Source organism: Mesorhizobium sp. M0040 (genome assembly GCF_040323505.1).
In the GTDB taxonomy this organism is placed as follows: Bacteria; Pseudomonadota; Alphaproteobacteria; order Rhizobiales; family Rhizobiaceae; genus Mesorhizobium.
In genome coordinates this window covers 130,237-145,008 of the sequence record NZ_JAMYVA010000004.1, presented here as the reverse complement: position 1 = coordinate 145,008, position 14,772 = coordinate 130,237, and the positions used below count along the sequence as shown (strand labels likewise).

Sequence of the window (14,772 nt, the reverse complement as noted above, 5' to 3'; positions counted from 1 at the left end):
ACCGGTGGGCCAAAGAGGGGCTGGTATTGCCGAACTTTCCTCACATTACCGAACTTTCATTGGCGCCGCCTGACAGCGGGCCCTAGATAGGCGGGGTCATTTACGGAGCTGTTCGCGTTGAAGAGGCGCCAGATGTCCGACAAGTCCTTGCCACTAAGCCGTCGGCAGGCGCTCGGTCTCGTTGCGGTTACCGCTGGCGGCATATTCCTGCCCGCCGGTGCAAGGGCCGGGCAGGTTTCGCCCTATGCCGAGCTTGCTTTGTTCGAAGCCGGTGCCGGCGTCTGCGCCATCACGCCCGAGGTCACCGAAGGGCCGTTCTATTTCGACCCGAAGCTCGAACGCGCCGATATCACCGAGGGCAAGAAGGGCATCGGCCTCAATGTGCGGCTGCAAATCGTCGACGCCGCCTGCCGGCCGCTTCCCGGCGCACGCGTCGATATCTGGCATTGCGATGCCCAGGGCACCTATTCCGGCTATCCCGGACAGGGCGACGGGCAGGATATCGACACGTCCGGCCAGAGCTTTCTCCGCGGCTGGCAGAGAACCGATGAAAGCGGCATCGCTTCTTTCGCCACCATCTATCCCGGCTGGTATCGCGGCCGCACCACCCACATCCATTTCAAGATCTTCCCTGACGACCGCTCGATGATGACCGGCCAGATGTTCTTCCCCGACAGCCGCAGCGAGCAGATATTCGCCACCGTCGCGCCCTATAAAGATCGCCCCGGCAAACGCGATACATCGAACGCGCGGGACGGCATTGCTCGGCAGGCCGGGTCGCTGTCGCAGGCAGCGCTGCGGGAAATGGCGGACGCCTATCAGGCGTTGATGGTGGTCGCGGTGAAAGCCGGTTGAGAACGCCTCGTCACGTCCCCATCCAGCCATTGCGGAAAGTCGTTTGTCATCTAACTGAAATAAACATCTGGCATTAGCCACGGCGAACACCGCGAAGCTTGCCGGCAAAGCTATTTTCCGAGCCGGAATGTTTTCGATCGTCATTGCCAATCGGCGGCCTGCTTCTATGCTGTCCGCTCCGGTTCGGCCGAGGAGGGATGAGCATGGCCAAGGCGGACAAGACTGCAACAATGAGCCGGCTGCATTCGGCGGCGCGGCTGGCGCGCACGGCGCTCGCCGCCCGGCTTCTGGCGCATGGTTTCTATGCCGGCCAGGACCAGATCATGCTGGCGCTCGACCGCGAGGACGGGCAGACGCCCGGCAACCTTGCCGGCCGCCTCGGCGTGCGTCCGCCGACCATCACCAAGACCATCAACCGGCTGCAGGCGCAGGGTTTTCTGGAAAAGCGGGCCTCGTCCGCCGATGCCCGCCAGGCGCATATTTTCCTCACCGATACCGGCCGCGAAATCATCCACGCCATCGAGAAATCGGTGAAGAAGACCGAAAAGCAGGCATTGAAGGGTCTCGACAAGAAGGATCAGAAAGCGCTGTTCAAGCTGCTTGCCCGTGTCGAGGCGAACCTTTCGAACGGCGAAATGGTGCTCCCCGATGACGAACTGGATATCGAGGACAAGATCCTTGAATAAGGTCACGCGTTCGCCGCTGACGGCCGTCGCGTCAGTGCCGACCAGCGTCCCGGTGTGACGCCGAACGCCTTCTTGAAATGCCGATTGAAATGGCTTTGATCACTGAAGCCGGCTGCGATCGCGATTTGCGCCAGCGGCTCGTCGGCTTCGATCATCCGACGGGCTCGTTGAAGCCGGCGCATCAACAGGAACCGGTGCGGGCTGGTGGAGAAGGTGGCGCGGAAATGCCGCGACAGGGCATAGCGGTCCAATCCGGTTATCGCCTCCAATTCGTCTGAACGTACAATCCGCGCGACATTTTCCTCCAGATAGTCGCGCGCCAGGCTGGCGGCGCGCCACGCAGTTTTCGCTACCGGTTTCGTCCGCTGACCGGCGTGCCGGGCCAAGCTTTGCATAAGCTGCGTCATGAAATCGACGACAAACAGCTCGTCCAGTTCCTGATTCAACGGCCCGAGCGCGGAAAGCAGCGTCGCCCGGAGATCGCGGTCTGTCACCACGGCATTCCCGACCAATGGCAGTGATCCGCCGCCGAGACAATCGAGCATCAGGGACGGCTCCAAATAGAGCATTCTGTATCGCAAGCCGTCTTCGGTGCCGGCACCGCCATCGTGCAGTTCGTCGGGATGAAGGATAATGATCTGGCCAGGCAGGCTCTGATGCGTTTGGCCGCGATAGCGGAAGCGCTGCACGCCATAAAGCGTCACCCCGATCGCATAGGTGTCGTGGCGATGGAGATCGAAGGCATTGCCGTGGAACCGGGCCTCGATGCGTTCCATCCCGGCAGCACCGGGTGCCGGTACGATGCAGTTCTCGGCTGCATCCACGCACAAACGTCCAAGACCCTGAAAGGCTTCCCGGTCCAGATCGTGCGCCATCGCTTCACTCGCAGCCTCGGATTGGCCCCCTTTTCGGATTGGAAACTGTCGCATGTTCGATACGAAATTTGCAATCGTGCTCAAGGATGATCTTCCCGTCTGGCAAAAGCTCAATGTCACCGCCTTTCTGACCAGCGGCATCGTCGCGCAATTTCCCGACATTATCGGCGACCCCTACCGTGATCGCGCCGGCAATATCTACAACCCGCTGTCGATCCAGCCGGTCATCGTGCTTTCGGCGGACGGCCAGACGCTCGGCGCGATCCAGCGGCGGGCGCTGGAGCGTGGTGTGACGGTTTCGCTCTATGTCGAGGAAATGTTTTCGACCGGGTATGATCTGGCCAACCGCGCCGTCTTTGCCGAATTTGCGCCGGAGGATGCCAAGGTGGTCGGCATCGCGCTTCGCGCCGAAAAGAAGCTCGTCGACAAGATCACCAAGGGCGCCCGCATGCACGCCTGAGTCGTCGGCCACTAGGTCGGCCACTGGGAAACAAACTGAGCCTGTCGGCGGCTGTCGTTGTGCCAGCCTGTTTTGGCTTGCCCGCAGGCGACAATTGCCGCATTGGTGAGGGACCGCCTTGCTTCCCGTCCGGCCTGAAATTGAATGCTCCCCCAAGACAAGACGAAAGCGCGACATCGCCGGCGGCGATCCTGTGCATGCTTTCCGTCTATGTGTTTTTCACCTTCCTCGACACCAGCAGCAAGTACCTTGTGCTGGCCGGCGTCTCGGCGCTGATCGTCGCCTGGACCCGCTTCGCGGTCCATGTGCTGATCGTCGGCGTCTTTTTGCGCGGATGGCGTGAGCCGCTGCGCTTTCGTCCCGCCAACCTGCCGGCGCATCTCACGCGCGGTCTGCTCCTGTTCGGATCGACGATATGCAACATTCTCGCGCTGCGGACGCTGCAGCTGGCGGAAACCACCTCGATCTACTTCTTCGGCCCAATGGTGATCACTGCGCTTGCCGGTCCGTTGCTCGGCGAATGGGCAGGCTGGCGGCGCTGGCTGGCGATCATGAGCGGCTTTGTCGGCGTCCTCATCATCACCCGGCCGGGCATCGGGGTTTTTGGCGTCGGCCATCTCTTTGCGCTCAGCTCGATGCTATCGAATAGTTTCTACGTCATCATGACGCGCCGCATGTCGGCCACGGAAACCTCGGAAAGCCTCATCCTGTTTTCGGCGCTGGCGCCGGCCGTTCTGCTGCTGCCGACACTGCCGTTTTCGCTTTCGCTGCCGCAGGATGGCTGGCACTGGTTCATATTGCTGATGCTGGGCGTCTTCGGCGCCATCGGCCATTGGCTTCTTGTGCAGGCCTATCGCCTTGCCACCACCACAGCCCTGGCCCCCTATCCCTATTCGCAGATGATCTGGATGATCATCTCCGGCCTGATCGTCTTCAACCAGTTTCCCGACCGCTGGACGCTGGCCGGTGCGACAGTCATCGTCGCCAGCGGCCTCTACATCGTCCACCGCGAGCACCGGCTTCGTGTGCGCAACCGCGCGACGCTGGACGCGGAGGCGGAAGCGCTGGCAAAAAAACTTTGATTTGCGCGGGATCGATGGCATAAGAGCCGGCCTTTAAACAGTTTAAATTGCTTCGGGAGCGCAGGGCGCTGGCACAGAAGATCAAGCTTTCCACCATCGCGGATGCGCTCGGCGTGTCCACGGCCACGGTCTCGCTGGCCTTGCGCGACAGCCCGCTGGTCGCCGGCGGCACCCGCGATCGCATCAAGGAACATGCCCGCGCCATCGGCTATATCTACAACCGCCGCGCCGCCAGCCTGCGCACCTCGCGCTCGGGCATTGTCGGCGTCGTCGTCCATGACATCATGAACCCGTTCTTTGCCGAGATATTGCGTTCGATCGAGAGCGAACTCGACCGCAGCCGGCAAACCTTCATCCTGTCGAACCACTACGACCAACTCGAGAAACAACGCACCTTCATCGACACGCTTCTGCAACTCGGCGCCGACGGCGTCATCATGTCGCCGGCCATCGGCACGCCGCCCGAAGACATAATCATGGCCGAGGAGAACGGTCTCCCGGCAGTGCTGATTGCACGCACCGTCGAAGGTGCCGACGTGCCGGTGTTTCGCGGCGACGATGCCTATGGCACCGGGCTTGCTACCAATCATCTGATCTCGCTTGGCCACAAGCGCATCGCAATGATCGGCGGTACCGACCAGACCTCGACCGGCCGCGACCGCTATCAGGGATATGTCAACGCCATGGAGGCGGCAGGGCTTGAGGTCAGGCCGTCCTGGCGCATCGCCGGCCCGCGCACCAAGCAGGCCGGCTTCGAGGCCGCCGGGCAGTTCCTGGCGCTGAAGGACAGGCCGACCGCGGCCTGCTGCTGGAACGACCTCGTCGCCATCGGCCTGATGAACGGCATTGCGCGCGCCGGGCTGGTGCCGGGCATCGACATCTCTGTTACCGGCTATGACGACCTCGAGGAGGCGGCGATCGCGACGCCGGCGCTAACCACCGTCTGGAACGGCCAGCGCGAGGTTGGCCGCCGCGCCGCCAGCGCGCTGCTCGACAAACTCAACGGACAGACGGTGCGGCCGTCGCAGGAACTGATCAAGCCGGAACTGCATGTGCGCCAGTCGACCGGCAAACCGGTGGAACGTGCATGACAAAAACCAAACAGCAAGCTGTCGCCATTCTGGTGCCGGGCCAGTTCAACGATCATGCGGTCGGCCGCATCGACGGGGTGTTCAGCCGCGTCCGGATCGAACGCGCCGATCCGTCGCTGGTCACCGACGAGATGCGTCATACGGTGCGCGGCATCGCCGCCTTTGGCGGCATAAGCTCCGCGTTGATGGACGCGCTGCCAAAGCTCGAGATCATCGCCAATTTCGGCGTCGGCTATGATTCGGTCGATGTCCGCCACGCCGCACAGCGCGGCATCATGGTCACCAACACACCGGATGTGCTGACCGAAGAGGTCGCCGATACGGCGCTCGGCCTGTTGATCAATACCATCCGCGAACTGCCGCGCGCCGAGGCCTGGCTACGCGACGGAAGCTGGCTGCGCAACGGCAACTATCCGCTGAGCCGGCTGACCTTGCGCGGGCGCCATGTCGGTATCTTTGGCATGGGCCGCATCGGCCTCGCCATTGCCCGCCGGCTCGACGCTTTTGGGCTGCCCATTGCCTATCACAACCGGCGCCGCGTCGAAGGCCTGTCCTATGACTATCACCCGACGCTGAAAGGTCTCGCCGAGGCGGTCGACACACTGATCTCGGTGGCGCCCGGCGGGGCTTCGACGGAAAAGACCGTCAATGCCGAAATTCTCTCGGCTCTTGGGCCGAACGGCGTCTTTGTCAACATCGGCCGGGGCAGCACGGTCGACGAACCAGCCCTTGCCGCCGCACTTGCCAGCGGCGGCATCGCCGCTGCCGGGCTAGACGTCTTTGCCGACGAGCCGAATGTGCCAGCGGCGTTGCTTGCCGCGCCCAACACCTCGCTTTTGCCACATGTCGGCTCGGCCTCGCAGCACACCCGCCGCGCCATGGCGGACCTGTGCGTCGAAAATCTGGTCTCGTGGTTTTCGCAGCGCAAGGCGCTGACGCCGGTGCCGGAGACGGCAAATGTCAAGGCAAGGCCGTAAGCGGGCTGCCATATCTATTAACTTCAGCTTAACCCTTCGGAATCATTCTGGTCCCTTCGCAGTGTATGTCCGCCTGACAGGACATGACAGCAAGATGAAGCGCGCCTCCCTGATCTCTTCGAACCGGCGCGCTTGAAATGCGCGGAGAACCAGGATGAAGACGCTTCCTGCATTGATGGCAGTCGCTGTGCTGTTCGGCAGCGCCCAGCTGTTTTACGCCGGTAGCGGTGAAAGCCGTGCAGCCAGTGAGTCACCGCCTTCATCCGGCAACTACAGGCTGGTAGCCCATGGCGACGAGGGGTCTTGTGCGGTCAGCCGCGGCGCCGAGATTTCGCAAGGCCTGTCGCTGTTGACGGTCGCAGCAAATTGCCGCCGGGTGTTGCCCGGCGTCGAGCAGGCGAAGTTCTGGCGAGAGCAGGATGACGGCACGGTCACCTTCAGCGCCAACGGCACCGATCCGATCGTCATGTTCTCAGTCGCCGACGGCGATGGTTACGAATCCTACGCGCCGGCGCTGCCGCTGCTGACGCTGGCGTCGGCCGGCAACTAGCGAGCGCGGCAGGACTATTCCGCGGCTGCGCGCGCACCCGATTTCGCCGCCTGATGCAGGCGCACCGCATCGCCGAATGCGCGAAATATCTTTACCGAGATACTGTCCGATTTGACCCAGTACTCGGGGTGCCACTGGACGCCGACGGCGAAAGCCCGTGCATCGCGTACCGAAACCGCCTCGACAGTGCCGTCGGCGGCGACCGCTTCGACCTGCAGCTTCGGGCCAAGCCGGTCGATGGCTTGGCGATGCACCGAATTGACCATGATGTCGCCGGCGCCGAAGACCCCGGCCAGGCAGCTGCCGGGTTTTATCGCCACGCTCTGGCGGATGGCGAAGCGTTCGTCCTGATTGTCGCTTGCCGGCGCACGATGGTCGAGCGAACCGGCGCGTTCCTGGATTTCAGTGGCCAGCGTGCCACCCAGCGCCACATTCATCTCCTGGATGCCGCGGCAGATGGCGAGCAGCGGTACTCCGCGCTCCACCGCCCGGCGGATCAGCGGCAGCGTGGTGGCGTCGCGGGCGGGGTCGTAGGGACCATTGGCTTCACTGGCGTCACCGCCATAGAGCGAGGGATGAACGTTCGATTTGGAACCGGTGACCATGACGCCGTCGACGGCGGAAAGCAGTTCGTCGAAGTCGAGCCGGTCGCCGAAGGACGGTACCAGCAGCGGGAACACGCCTGCACCCGAAAGCGCCGCTTCAAGATATTGCTGTGGCGCGGCATGCCAAGTGTAATTGTCGAACTGGCGGACGTCGGTCGATATGGCGACGAGCGGCTGGTGCATTGGTCCGGATCCCATCGGGTGCAACGAATTATCTGCCTGCAAAATAGGCGATCCGAAGGCGCATTTCCATGGCAAGTTTCGGCGTGTCGCGTAGGCCAGTTAATCGACCTTAGACTATAGTTGCAAGATCTGCCCCAACGCCGTGAATTTCCCCGAAATGCGTCGCTCAAACCGGGCTGCCGTGCTGGACTCGACTCCTTGCCTGTGTATTGTCGGCTCGAAGCCGATCCGGGCGCCGAAGTGTCCCGAATGTCGGTCAGTGGATCCAAAAGGGAGGAACTTCATGGATCGTCGTTCGTTCATCCGCAAGGCCGGCACCGCCGGCGTTGGCGCTGCGGCCGCTGCCGCGACACTTGCCGCGCCGGCCATCGCCCAGTCCAATCCGAAAGTGACCTGGCGGCTGGCGTCGTCCTTCCCGAAGTCGCTCGATACGATCTATGGCGGTGCCGAAGTGTTTTCCAAGATGCTGTCGGAGGCGACCGACGGCAACTTCCAGGTCCAGGTCTTCGCCGCCGGCGAACTCGTTCCCGGCCTGCAGGCCGCCGATGCCACCACTGCCGGCACGGTCGAGGCCTGCCACACGGTGGCATACTATTACTGGGGCAAGGACCCGACCTGGGCGCTGGGAGCGGCGGTTCCGTTTTCGCTCAACGCGCGCGGCATAAACGCCTGGCACTATCATGGCGGCGGCATCGATCTGTTCAACGAGTTCCTGGCGACGCAGGGTCTGTTTGGGCTGCCGGGCGGCAATACCGGCGTGCAGATGGGCGGCTGGTTCCGCAAGGAGATCAAAACGGTCGCCGACCTTTCCGGCCTCAAGATGCGTATCGGTGGTTTTGCCGGCAAAGTGGTGCAAAGGCTCGGCGTGGTTCCTCAGCAGATCGCCGGTGGCGACATTTATCCGGCGCTGGAAAAAGGCACGATCGATGCCGCCGAATGGGTCGGCCCCTATGACGACGAGAAGCTCGGCTTCTACAAGGTTGCGCCCTATTACTACTATCCCGGCTGGTGGGAAGGTGGACCGACCGTCCATCTGATGTTCAACAAGGCGAAATACGACGAACTTTCGCCGGCTTACAAGTCGCTGGTGCATACTGCCGCTCAAGCGGCCGACGCCAACATGCTGCAGAAATACGACTATCTCAATCCGGCGGCGGTTAAGCGGCTGGTTGCCGGCGGTGCCAAGTTGAGCCCGTTCAGCCAGGAGATCATGGCCGCCTGTTTCGAAAAGGCCAACGAAGTCTATGCCGAGATGGAAGCCTCGAATGCGCCGTTCAAGAAGATCTGGGATTCGATCAAGGCGTTCCGCAAGGAGCATTATCTCTGGGCGCAGGTGGCCGAGTACAACTATGACACCTTCATGATGGTCCAGCAGCGCAATGCCAAGCTCTGATCCTGTTGCTTCGCGGCGCCAGTGTTCCTTTCGGAACACTGGCGCCGTAGCGCATTCATTTGCGATCAGCCGGGCACCACCACGACCTTGACCTCGCCTGGCGCCGGCGGGTTGGCAATGATCGCCACCGCCTCGTCGAGGCTGACTTGTCGTGATATCAGCCGATCTACTTCGATCGTCCCCGAGGCGATAAGATTGGCGGCCCGGCGATGGGTAAAGGGGTTGAGGAAGGAACCCAGGACCTTCAACTCACGGAACAGCAGATCGAACGGTTCGAACGCCACTTTCATGCCTTGCGGCATCACGCCGACGACGACGACGGTGCCGCCCGCTTTGGCCAGCCGCATCGCCTGCTCAACAGTGTCTTTCACGCCGGCGCATTCGAACACCACGTCGACGCCGCCCGGCATCAAACCCGACCGGCCGACGATCGCATCGATGACATCGAAGGCGCTGGGATCGAGCGTCGCCGTTGCGCCAAATTGCTCGGCAAGAGCCCGCCGCGAGGCCTGACGGGTCGACAAGATAATGGTCGTCGCACCGGCGAGCTTTGCCAGTTGAACGGTGAGCAGGCCGATCACGCCGCCGCCGAGCACCGCGACCGACGAGCCTGGTTTGATCGCGGCAAGGTCCACGCCATGCAGGCAGCAGCCGAGCGGCTCGCAGAAAGCACCATGCGTAGGCTTCAGATCGCCTGGCAAGACGAAGGCCTGTTTCTGTGGCAGGACAAGATATTCGGCAAAGCCGCCATCGCGATGGATACCGATGGCGCGTAGATTGCCGCAGAGATTGACCCGGCCGGCCTGACAATGCTCGCATCGGCCACAGGCAATGTTGGGATCGCCGGTGACGCGGTCGCCGACGGAAAAGCCGGATACGGCAGGTCCGACCGCCTCGACGATGCCGGAGAATTCATGCCCGAGCGTCACCGGCGGCGTGCACGGGAATTCACCATGGAAAAGATGCCTGTCGGTGCCGCAGACGCCGCACGCCTCGATGCGCACCAGCAGATCGTTCGGCCCGGCGGTCGGTTTCTCGACCTCGCACACGGCGAGGCTGCCCACTCGCTCCAACCGAACCGCCTTCATGGCTGCCGGGCCCTCCTCAGTTGAAACTCGGTGGTTGCGACAGATCGATTGCCGGCGCCGCCGGTTTCGCGGGCGGCTTTTCGTCGAAGCTCGGCGGCTGCGACAAATCCGGTGTGGAAGGTGAGGCCGGGGCAGTGCCGCCGTTGGCCGGCGGCGTGCCAAGCGGCGACAAGCCGATGCCAGGCGTTTCCGGCACCTGGTAGTTGATGGTGCCAGGATCGACGACAGTGCCTTTGTAGTGCATCACCATCTGCGGGAAGGCGATGGTCAGGCCGATCATGATCACCTGGATGCAGACGAAGGGCACTGCGCCCCAATAGATCTGCCCTGTGGTGACCGGCGCGATCTGCTTGCCGGTGAGTCGGTCGAGATAGGGCACGCGCGCGGCGACCGAGCGCAGATAAAACAGCGCGAAGCCGAAGGGCGGATGCATGAAGGAGGTCTGCATGTTGACGCCCAAAAGCACGCCAAACCAGATCAGGTCGATGCCGAGTTTGTCAGCCGCTGGCGCCAAAAGCGGCACGATGATGAAGGCAAGCTCGAAAAAGTCGAGGAAGAAGGCGAGCACGAAGACGAGGATGTTGACGCCAATCAGGAAACCGACTTCACCGCCCGGCAGCGACGTCAACAGGTGCTCGACCCAGATGTGGCCATTGACGCCGTAGAAGGTCAGCGAGAACACCCGCGCGCCGATCAGGATGAACAGAACGAAGGACGACAGCCTGGTCGTCGAGGCCAGCGCCTGCTTGACCACGTCGAGCGACAGCCGCCCCTTCATCGCCGCCATTGCCAGCGCGCCGACGGCGCCCATGGCGCCGCCTTCCGTCGGCGTGGCGATGCCAAGGAAGATGGTGCCCAGCACCAGGAAGATCAGCGCCAGCGGCGGGATCAGCACGATGATCACCTGCTGTGCCAGTCTGGACATCAGGTTGATCTTCAGGCGCTGGTCGACGATCGCCACGACATAGATGAAGATGACGCCCATGGTGGCGCCGAGGATATCGGCGTTGCCGCCATGGTTCGGCGCAAGGTAGCGATACGCCGCATAGGAAACCACCACCGCCGCCAGCAGCGCCGCCAGCAGCGACAGCACGCCGTGGCCGAGCGTGCGGGCCTCCAGCGGCAGGGCCGGCATCGACTTCGGCCGGAAGATCGACATCAGCAGGATGTAGAGCATGTAGATGCCGGTCAAAATGAGCCCGGGGATCAGCGCTCCCTTATACATATCGCCGACCGAGCGGCCGAGCTGGTCGGCCAGGACGATCAGCACCAGTGACGGCGGGATGATCTGGGCGAGCGTCCCGGACGCGGCAATGACGCCGGATGCCAGCCGCCGGTCGTAGCCGTAGCGCAGCATGATCGGCAGCGAAATCAGACCCATGGCAATGACGGAGGCCGCCACCACGCCGGTCGTCGCGGCGAGCAGCGCGCCGACGAAAATCACGGCATAGGCGAGGCCACCACGGACCGGTCCGAACAACTGGCCGATCGTGTCGAGCAGGTCTTCGGCCATGCCGGATCGTTCGAGCACGATGCCCATGAAGGTGAAGAACGGGATCGCCAGCAGCGTATCGTTCGACATCACCCGGCTGCCATAGAAATTATCCGGCAACGCGTGCAGCAACGGCCAGGCGAGATTGATCGAGCCGCCCGAATAGGGCGACAGAAGCACGCCGATGAAGAAGAACATCAGGCCGTTGGCGGCGAGCGAGAAGGCGACGGGGTAGCCGATCAGCAGGAAGACGACCAGCGAGGCGAACATGATCGGCGCCATGTTCTGGGCGATGAACTCGATCACGAGCGCACCTCTTCGGCGAGCGCCTTGGCTTCGAGTTCGGCCTGCTCATGCGCCGATATGAACGGAGTGGGATCGTCCATCTGACCGCGCATGATGGCGATTTTCTTGATGATTTCGGAAATGCCCTGCAGCGCGAGCAGAAAAAAGCCGACCAGCAGGATCGCCTTCGCCGGCCAGATGATCAGCCCGCCGGAATTGTTCGACATCTCCCCGCTGCGATACGACAGCGACACATAGGGAACGAAATAGACCACCATCAACGTCACGAACGGCATCAGGAAGAAGACGTGACCGAAAAGGTCGATCCAGTGCTGCACGCGGCGCGAGAACATGCCGTAGACGATATCGATGCGGATATGGTCGTTCTGCTTCAGCGTGTAGGCGGCGGCCAGCATGAAGGCGGCGCCGAACAGATACCATTGCAATTCCAGCCAGGCGTTCGAGGACATGTCGAACACCTTGCGGATGACGGCGTTGGCGGCGCTTACCAGGATCGCCAGCAGGATCAGCCACGAAACCCATTTGCCGATGAATTCGTTCAAACGGTCAATGGTTCTGGAAAGAGCGAGAAGCCCTGCCATGCATTCCTCCCTTGTGTCAGAGCGCGGCGGTTCACTGTCCGTCGCGTCGCTGTGGACCAACGGTATGCAGTGCGTGGTCCGGCGGGTCAACACGGGACAGCCCGCATAAACACAGTTGTGAGATGACGGGCGGCAAAATGCTGCCGCGTCCTTTGCATGTCCAAGGACATGCGGCGCTTTCACCCAAGCAAAGTCGGGTGCGGCTCAGGCGATCTTCTGTTGGTCGCGGCCGGCGCCGATCAGCACAAGCATGGCGACGAGGAACAGGTACATCCAGCCGTCCCGCCATTCGAGCGGAAAATAGCCGGCCCATAGCGATTCGGCCATGCCGAAAGCGGCGGCGCCCAGTGCCGCCCGCAAAGGCGAAAGATAGCCGCCCACTGCGGTCACGAACAGGATTTTCAACCCGTAGACCAACCCTGTGCCGAAGCTGATGTTGCCGTAGTAGAAGGCGGCGAGCACGCCGGCCAGTGCCGCGCAAAGGCCGCCGAAAAGCACCGCACGCCGAAACACCGCACGGACATCGACGCCGCACATCGCAGCCGCCTTGGGATCGTCGGATACGGCGCGCCAGCTCCGGCCGAAGCTCGAATATGCGAAGCCCCAGGCAGCCAGCGCTATGGCCGCCAGTACGGCGGCGCAATCGAGCAATTGGATCAGCGTCAACGTCGCCTTGAAGCTGGCATTCTGCGCGAAGACGATGGTCTGGGCCAGCATTGGCGGCAACCATAGGTCATGGGTATCGGCGGCGATGCGGCTGGCTTCCGACAAGACCAGCAATATGCCGAGCGTCGTCACCACGATGGCGTTGGGCGAGCGGTCGGCCAGCGGTTCGAAGATACTTCGGGACAGGACATGGCTGAGCAGCGCCGCATAAAGGAATGCCGCAGCTACGCCGAGCGCGACCGACGCAAACAGCGTCAGCCACAGCGCCTGATAGCCGAACGCCGCGGTGAGGATCATCGTATGCCCGCAAAAGGCGAACAGCGCGCCATAGGCAAGATTGGTACGGTGCAGGATGCCGTTGGTCAGCACGTAGCCGAAGGCAAGCAATGCGTAGAGCGCGCCCGAATGCAGCCCGTTCAGAACCTGCTGGAAGAAATAGAGCATGCAAGACCCTCTATGCATGCCCCGCAATCGGGGCAGAGGTTTGGGACGAACGATATTCTCAGTACGGCGATCGCCTCAGTGAGCGTTGCACCCGGAATCTAACTTGTCAAACGCGAGTTATCAGTTAGATTCGCCATATGACGGTATCCTGGACTCCGCACCGCTTTACCGGTGGCATGCTGGCGCTCGATACGGCGAACACCGTCGTTTTGCGGAACGATCCGAAGAAAACTTTCGACCGTTTCGACGATCCGGCCGAGATCGCCCGCTTTGCCGAAGCCGCGAGTGCCTTTCGCGCCGCCGAGCTCGGCGGCAGGCGGCTCGTAGCGCCGGCGCCTGAAAAGATCGCACCGGTGGTGCTGTCGATCCGGGAGACGACCGATCGGCTGTTTCGCGGCGCGGTATCGAAAGGTGCGATCGCGACCGGCGATATGCCGAAATTCTTGGAGGCCTGCGCCGATGGCCTCGCTCATAGCCGCACCGAAATCGGCACGCCTGGAAAACCGTTCGGTGATCCGGCGACGCCGATTGCCTTTGAGGCCGCGCTTGCGGTCTCGGCGTTGTCGCTGCTGCGTAGCGACACCATCGCCAGGCTGCGGATATGTCCGAACTGCAGCTGGCTGTTTGTCGACAAAAGCCGCAATTCCAGCCGCCTCTGGTGCGACATGGCGGTGTGCGGCAACCGCCAGAAGGCAAACCGACATTATCGCCGCCGGACCGCGGCCAGAGAGGTCACCAATGTCTAGAAGATTCTCACGCGCGATGATTGTCGTCGCGGCGTTGTTCGCGGCGGCCGCGCTCGGCGCCTGCCGTGATTCCGGCAAGGACCAGCTGTTCGCCATTTCCGGGAAGCTGTTCGAGTTCAACTACCGGCTGGGTATCGCCACCTATGTCATCACCCTCAATCCGCTGCGGCCGGTGGGTGAGGGGCAGGTCGCTGTGGTCTCCTTCCAGAACCCGGCCGGTGGTGATCCGATCATCGTCACCCAGAAAATATGGCCGAAGCTGCCGCATGTGACGCTTACCAGCCCGCCGCTTACCTGCGTTGTCAAGGACAAGCCCTATGCGGTGTCGATCCGCATCGAGGATTCCAGCGGCAAGTTGCTGCAGAGTTTCGCGACCACTCTGACGTCCTCGCTCGACCAGTCGGTCCTGCCCGACCGGCCTCTGGTGGTCGGGCCAGTCTACGAGCTCAACAAGGACTTGGCCGGCCATGTCGACGGCAAGCTGCCCGGTGAACCGAAGCCCAGTTGCCCAAAGGCTGCATGATGCATCACCAGCGGCACTGAGCGCCGCCGGAATTTTTCATGCTCGGCCATCCTCCCCGACAGGCGTTTCGTGGCGCCACACGGCCGCGCACGGATCGTTTGTTGCGGACCGCCTGGCACCTTCGATTTTGTTTGACCTCCCCGGCAAGGGAAGAAAGACTGTGGGCACT

General features: G+C 62.5%; 16 protein-coding genes. 10 read left to right on the top strand and 6 right to left on the bottom strand.

Translation table 11 applies throughout. The features are described 5' to 3' along the window. Nucleotides 1-132: 132 nt before the first annotated feature. Both NKJ91_RS05405 and NKJ91_RS05400 read left to right on the top strand, forming a co-directional pair. Nucleotides 133-855 carry an intradiol ring-cleavage dioxygenase gene (locus NKJ91_RS05405; RefSeq protein WP_352454737.1) on the top strand — a complete coding sequence of 241 codons (723 nt, stop codon included), beginning with the start codon at nucleotides 133-135 and terminating at the stop codon, nucleotides 853-855. A 203-nt stretch (nucleotides 856-1,058) separates the two neighbouring features. Continuing rightward, nucleotides 1,059-1,541: a MarR family winged helix-turn-helix transcriptional regulator gene (locus NKJ91_RS05400; protein WP_352454736.1), complete on the top strand. Its 483-nt coding sequence runs from the start codon at nucleotides 1,059-1,061 to the stop codon at nucleotides 1,539-1,541. A gap of 2 nt (nucleotides 1,542-1,543) precedes the next feature. Here the strand turns inward: NKJ91_RS05400 and NKJ91_RS05395 are convergent, their stop codons facing one another. Continuing rightward, nucleotides 1,544-2,416 (bottom strand): AraC family transcriptional regulator, encoded by an 873-nt coding sequence (locus tag NKJ91_RS05395; protein WP_352454735.1) that lies wholly within the window; start codon nucleotides 2,414-2,416, stop codon nucleotides 1,544-1,546. A gap of 52 nt (nucleotides 2,417-2,468) precedes the next feature. On the opposite strand from NKJ91_RS05395, the gene NKJ91_RS05390 reads away from it, so the two are divergent. The 5 genes from NKJ91_RS05390 (at nucleotide 2,469) to NKJ91_RS05370 (ending at nucleotide 6,576) form a co-directional block, all read left to right on the top strand. Continuing rightward, complete coding sequence (locus NKJ91_RS05390) at nucleotides 2,469-2,876, top strand: DUF2000 family protein (RefSeq protein WP_254816031.1); 408 nt, start codon at nucleotides 2,469-2,471, stop codon at nucleotides 2,874-2,876. Between the two features lie 197 nt (nucleotides 2,877-3,073). Further along, nucleotides 3,074-3,958 carry a DMT family transporter gene (locus NKJ91_RS05385; RefSeq protein ID WP_352454734.1) on the top strand — a complete coding sequence of 295 codons (885 nt, stop codon included), beginning with the start codon at nucleotides 3,074-3,076 and terminating at the stop codon, nucleotides 3,956-3,958. A gap of 68 nt (nucleotides 3,959-4,026) precedes the next feature. Then, a complete protein-coding gene (locus tag NKJ91_RS05380) occupies nucleotides 4,027-5,049 on the top strand; it encodes a LacI family DNA-binding transcriptional regulator (RefSeq protein ID WP_023676245.1) in 1,023 nt (340 codons plus the stop codon). After that, complete coding sequence (locus NKJ91_RS05375; protein WP_352454733.1) at nucleotides 5,046-6,026, top strand: 2-hydroxyacid dehydrogenase; 981 nt, start codon at nucleotides 5,046-5,048, stop codon at nucleotides 6,024-6,026. Before NKJ91_RS05380 ends, NKJ91_RS05375 begins: the two co-directional genes overlap by 4 nt. Nucleotides 6,027-6,180: 154 nt before the next feature. Then, complete coding sequence (locus tag NKJ91_RS05370; RefSeq protein WP_352454732.1) at nucleotides 6,181-6,576, top strand: hypothetical protein; 396 nt, start codon at nucleotides 6,181-6,183, stop codon at nucleotides 6,574-6,576. A gap of 14 nt (nucleotides 6,577-6,590) precedes the next feature. Here NKJ91_RS05370 and NKJ91_RS05365 read toward each other — a convergent pair whose 3' ends face one another. After that, nucleotides 6,591-7,364: a gamma-glutamyl-gamma-aminobutyrate hydrolase family protein gene (locus tag NKJ91_RS05365; RefSeq protein WP_352454731.1), complete on the bottom strand. Its 774-nt coding sequence runs from the start codon at nucleotides 7,362-7,364 to the stop codon at nucleotides 6,591-6,593. A gap of 283 nt (nucleotides 7,365-7,647) precedes the next feature. Between NKJ91_RS05365 and NKJ91_RS05360 the strand changes: the two genes are divergently transcribed. Continuing rightward, entirely contained in the window at nucleotides 7,648-8,757 is a 1,110-nt protein-coding gene (locus NKJ91_RS05360) for a TRAP transporter substrate-binding protein (protein ID WP_023676249.1), read from the top strand. A gap of 65 nt (nucleotides 8,758-8,822) precedes the next feature. On the opposite strand, the gene NKJ91_RS05355 is transcribed toward NKJ91_RS05360, so the two are convergent. The 4 genes from NKJ91_RS05355 to NKJ91_RS05340 form a co-directional block, all read right to left on the bottom strand. Then, nucleotides 8,823-9,845, bottom strand: a complete 1,023-nt coding sequence (locus NKJ91_RS05355) for a zinc-dependent alcohol dehydrogenase family protein (protein ID WP_352452212.1) — start codon at nucleotides 9,843-9,845, stop codon at nucleotides 8,823-8,825. 16 nt (nucleotides 9,846-9,861) lie between these two features. Continuing rightward, nucleotides 9,862-11,640 carry a TRAP transporter large permease gene (locus NKJ91_RS05350; protein WP_352454837.1) on the bottom strand — a complete coding sequence of 593 codons (1,779 nt, stop codon included), beginning with the start codon at nucleotides 11,638-11,640 and terminating at the stop codon, nucleotides 9,862-9,864. Beyond that, nucleotides 11,640-12,224: a TRAP transporter small permease subunit gene (locus tag NKJ91_RS05345; RefSeq protein ID WP_352452211.1), complete on the bottom strand. Its 585-nt coding sequence runs from the start codon at nucleotides 12,222-12,224 to the stop codon at nucleotides 11,640-11,642. The genes NKJ91_RS05350 and NKJ91_RS05345 overlap by 1 nt, the downstream gene beginning before the upstream one ends. A gap of 204 nt (nucleotides 12,225-12,428) precedes the next feature. After that, the gene (locus NKJ91_RS05340) at nucleotides 12,429-13,334 is read right to left on the bottom strand and encodes a branched-chain amino acid ABC transporter permease (protein ID WP_023676253.1); all 906 of its coding nucleotides are present in this window, start codon (nucleotides 13,332-13,334) and stop codon (nucleotides 12,429-12,431) included. A gap of 137 nt (nucleotides 13,335-13,471) precedes the next feature. Here NKJ91_RS05340 and NKJ91_RS05335 point away from each other — a divergent pair, with 137 nt between their 5' ends. Continuing rightward, nucleotides 13,472-14,080, top strand: a complete 609-nt coding sequence (locus tag NKJ91_RS05335) for a CGNR zinc finger domain-containing protein (protein WP_352454730.1) — start codon at nucleotides 13,472-13,474, stop codon at nucleotides 14,078-14,080. Continuing rightward, a complete protein-coding gene (locus NKJ91_RS05330) occupies nucleotides 14,073-14,603 on the top strand; it encodes a hypothetical protein (protein ID WP_352452209.1) in 531 nt (176 codons plus the stop codon). The genes NKJ91_RS05335 and NKJ91_RS05330 overlap by 8 nt, the downstream gene beginning before the upstream one ends. Nucleotides 14,604-14,772: the final 169 nt, after the last annotated feature.

What these genes read in the sequence shown, in the direction of transcription:
- NKJ91_RS05400 (WP_352454736.1), top strand. Translation starts at nt 1,059, where the DNA reads ATGGCCAAGGCGGACAAGACTGCAACAATGAGCCGGCTGCATTCGGCG.
- NKJ91_RS05385 (WP_352454734.1), top strand. Translation starts at nt 3,074, where the DNA reads ATGCTTTCCGTCTATGTGTTTTTCACCTTCCTCGACACCAGCAGCAAG.
- NKJ91_RS05345 (WP_352452211.1), bottom strand. Translation starts at nt 12,224, where the DNA reads ATGGCAGGGCTTCTCGCTCTTTCCAGAACCATTGACCGTTTGAACGAA.
- NKJ91_RS05390 (WP_254816031.1), top strand. Translation starts at nt 2,469, where the DNA reads ATGTTCGATACGAAATTTGCAATCGTGCTCAAGGATGATCTTCCCGTC.
- NKJ91_RS05370 (WP_352454732.1), top strand. Translation starts at nt 6,181, where the DNA reads ATGAAGACGCTTCCTGCATTGATGGCAGTCGCTGTGCTGTTCGGCAGC.
- NKJ91_RS05335 (WP_352454730.1), top strand. Translation starts at nt 13,472, where the DNA reads ATGACGGTATCCTGGACTCCGCACCGCTTTACCGGTGGCATGCTGGCG.
- NKJ91_RS05395 (WP_352454735.1), bottom strand. Translation starts at nt 2,416, where the DNA reads ATGGCGCACGATCTGGACCGGGAAGCCTTTCAGGGTCTTGGACGTTTG.
- NKJ91_RS05405 (WP_352454737.1), top strand. Translation starts at nt 133, where the DNA reads ATGTCCGACAAGTCCTTGCCACTAAGCCGTCGGCAGGCGCTCGGTCTC.
- NKJ91_RS05340 (WP_023676253.1), bottom strand. Translation starts at nt 13,334, where the DNA reads ATGCTCTATTTCTTCCAGCAGGTTCTGAACGGGCTGCATTCGGGCGCG.
- NKJ91_RS05365 (WP_352454731.1), bottom strand. Translation starts at nt 7,364, where the DNA reads ATGCACCAGCCGCTCGTCGCCATATCGACCGACGTCCGCCAGTTCGAC.
- NKJ91_RS05330 (WP_352452209.1), top strand. Translation starts at nt 14,073, where the DNA reads ATGTCTAGAAGATTCTCACGCGCGATGATTGTCGTCGCGGCGTTGTTC.
- NKJ91_RS05355 (WP_352452212.1), bottom strand. Translation starts at nt 9,845, where the DNA reads ATGAAGGCGGTTCGGTTGGAGCGAGTGGGCAGCCTCGCCGTGTGCGAG.
- NKJ91_RS05375 (WP_352454733.1), top strand. Translation starts at nt 5,046, where the DNA reads ATGACAAAAACCAAACAGCAAGCTGTCGCCATTCTGGTGCCGGGCCAG.
- NKJ91_RS05360 (WP_023676249.1), top strand. Translation starts at nt 7,648, where the DNA reads ATGGATCGTCGTTCGTTCATCCGCAAGGCCGGCACCGCCGGCGTTGGC.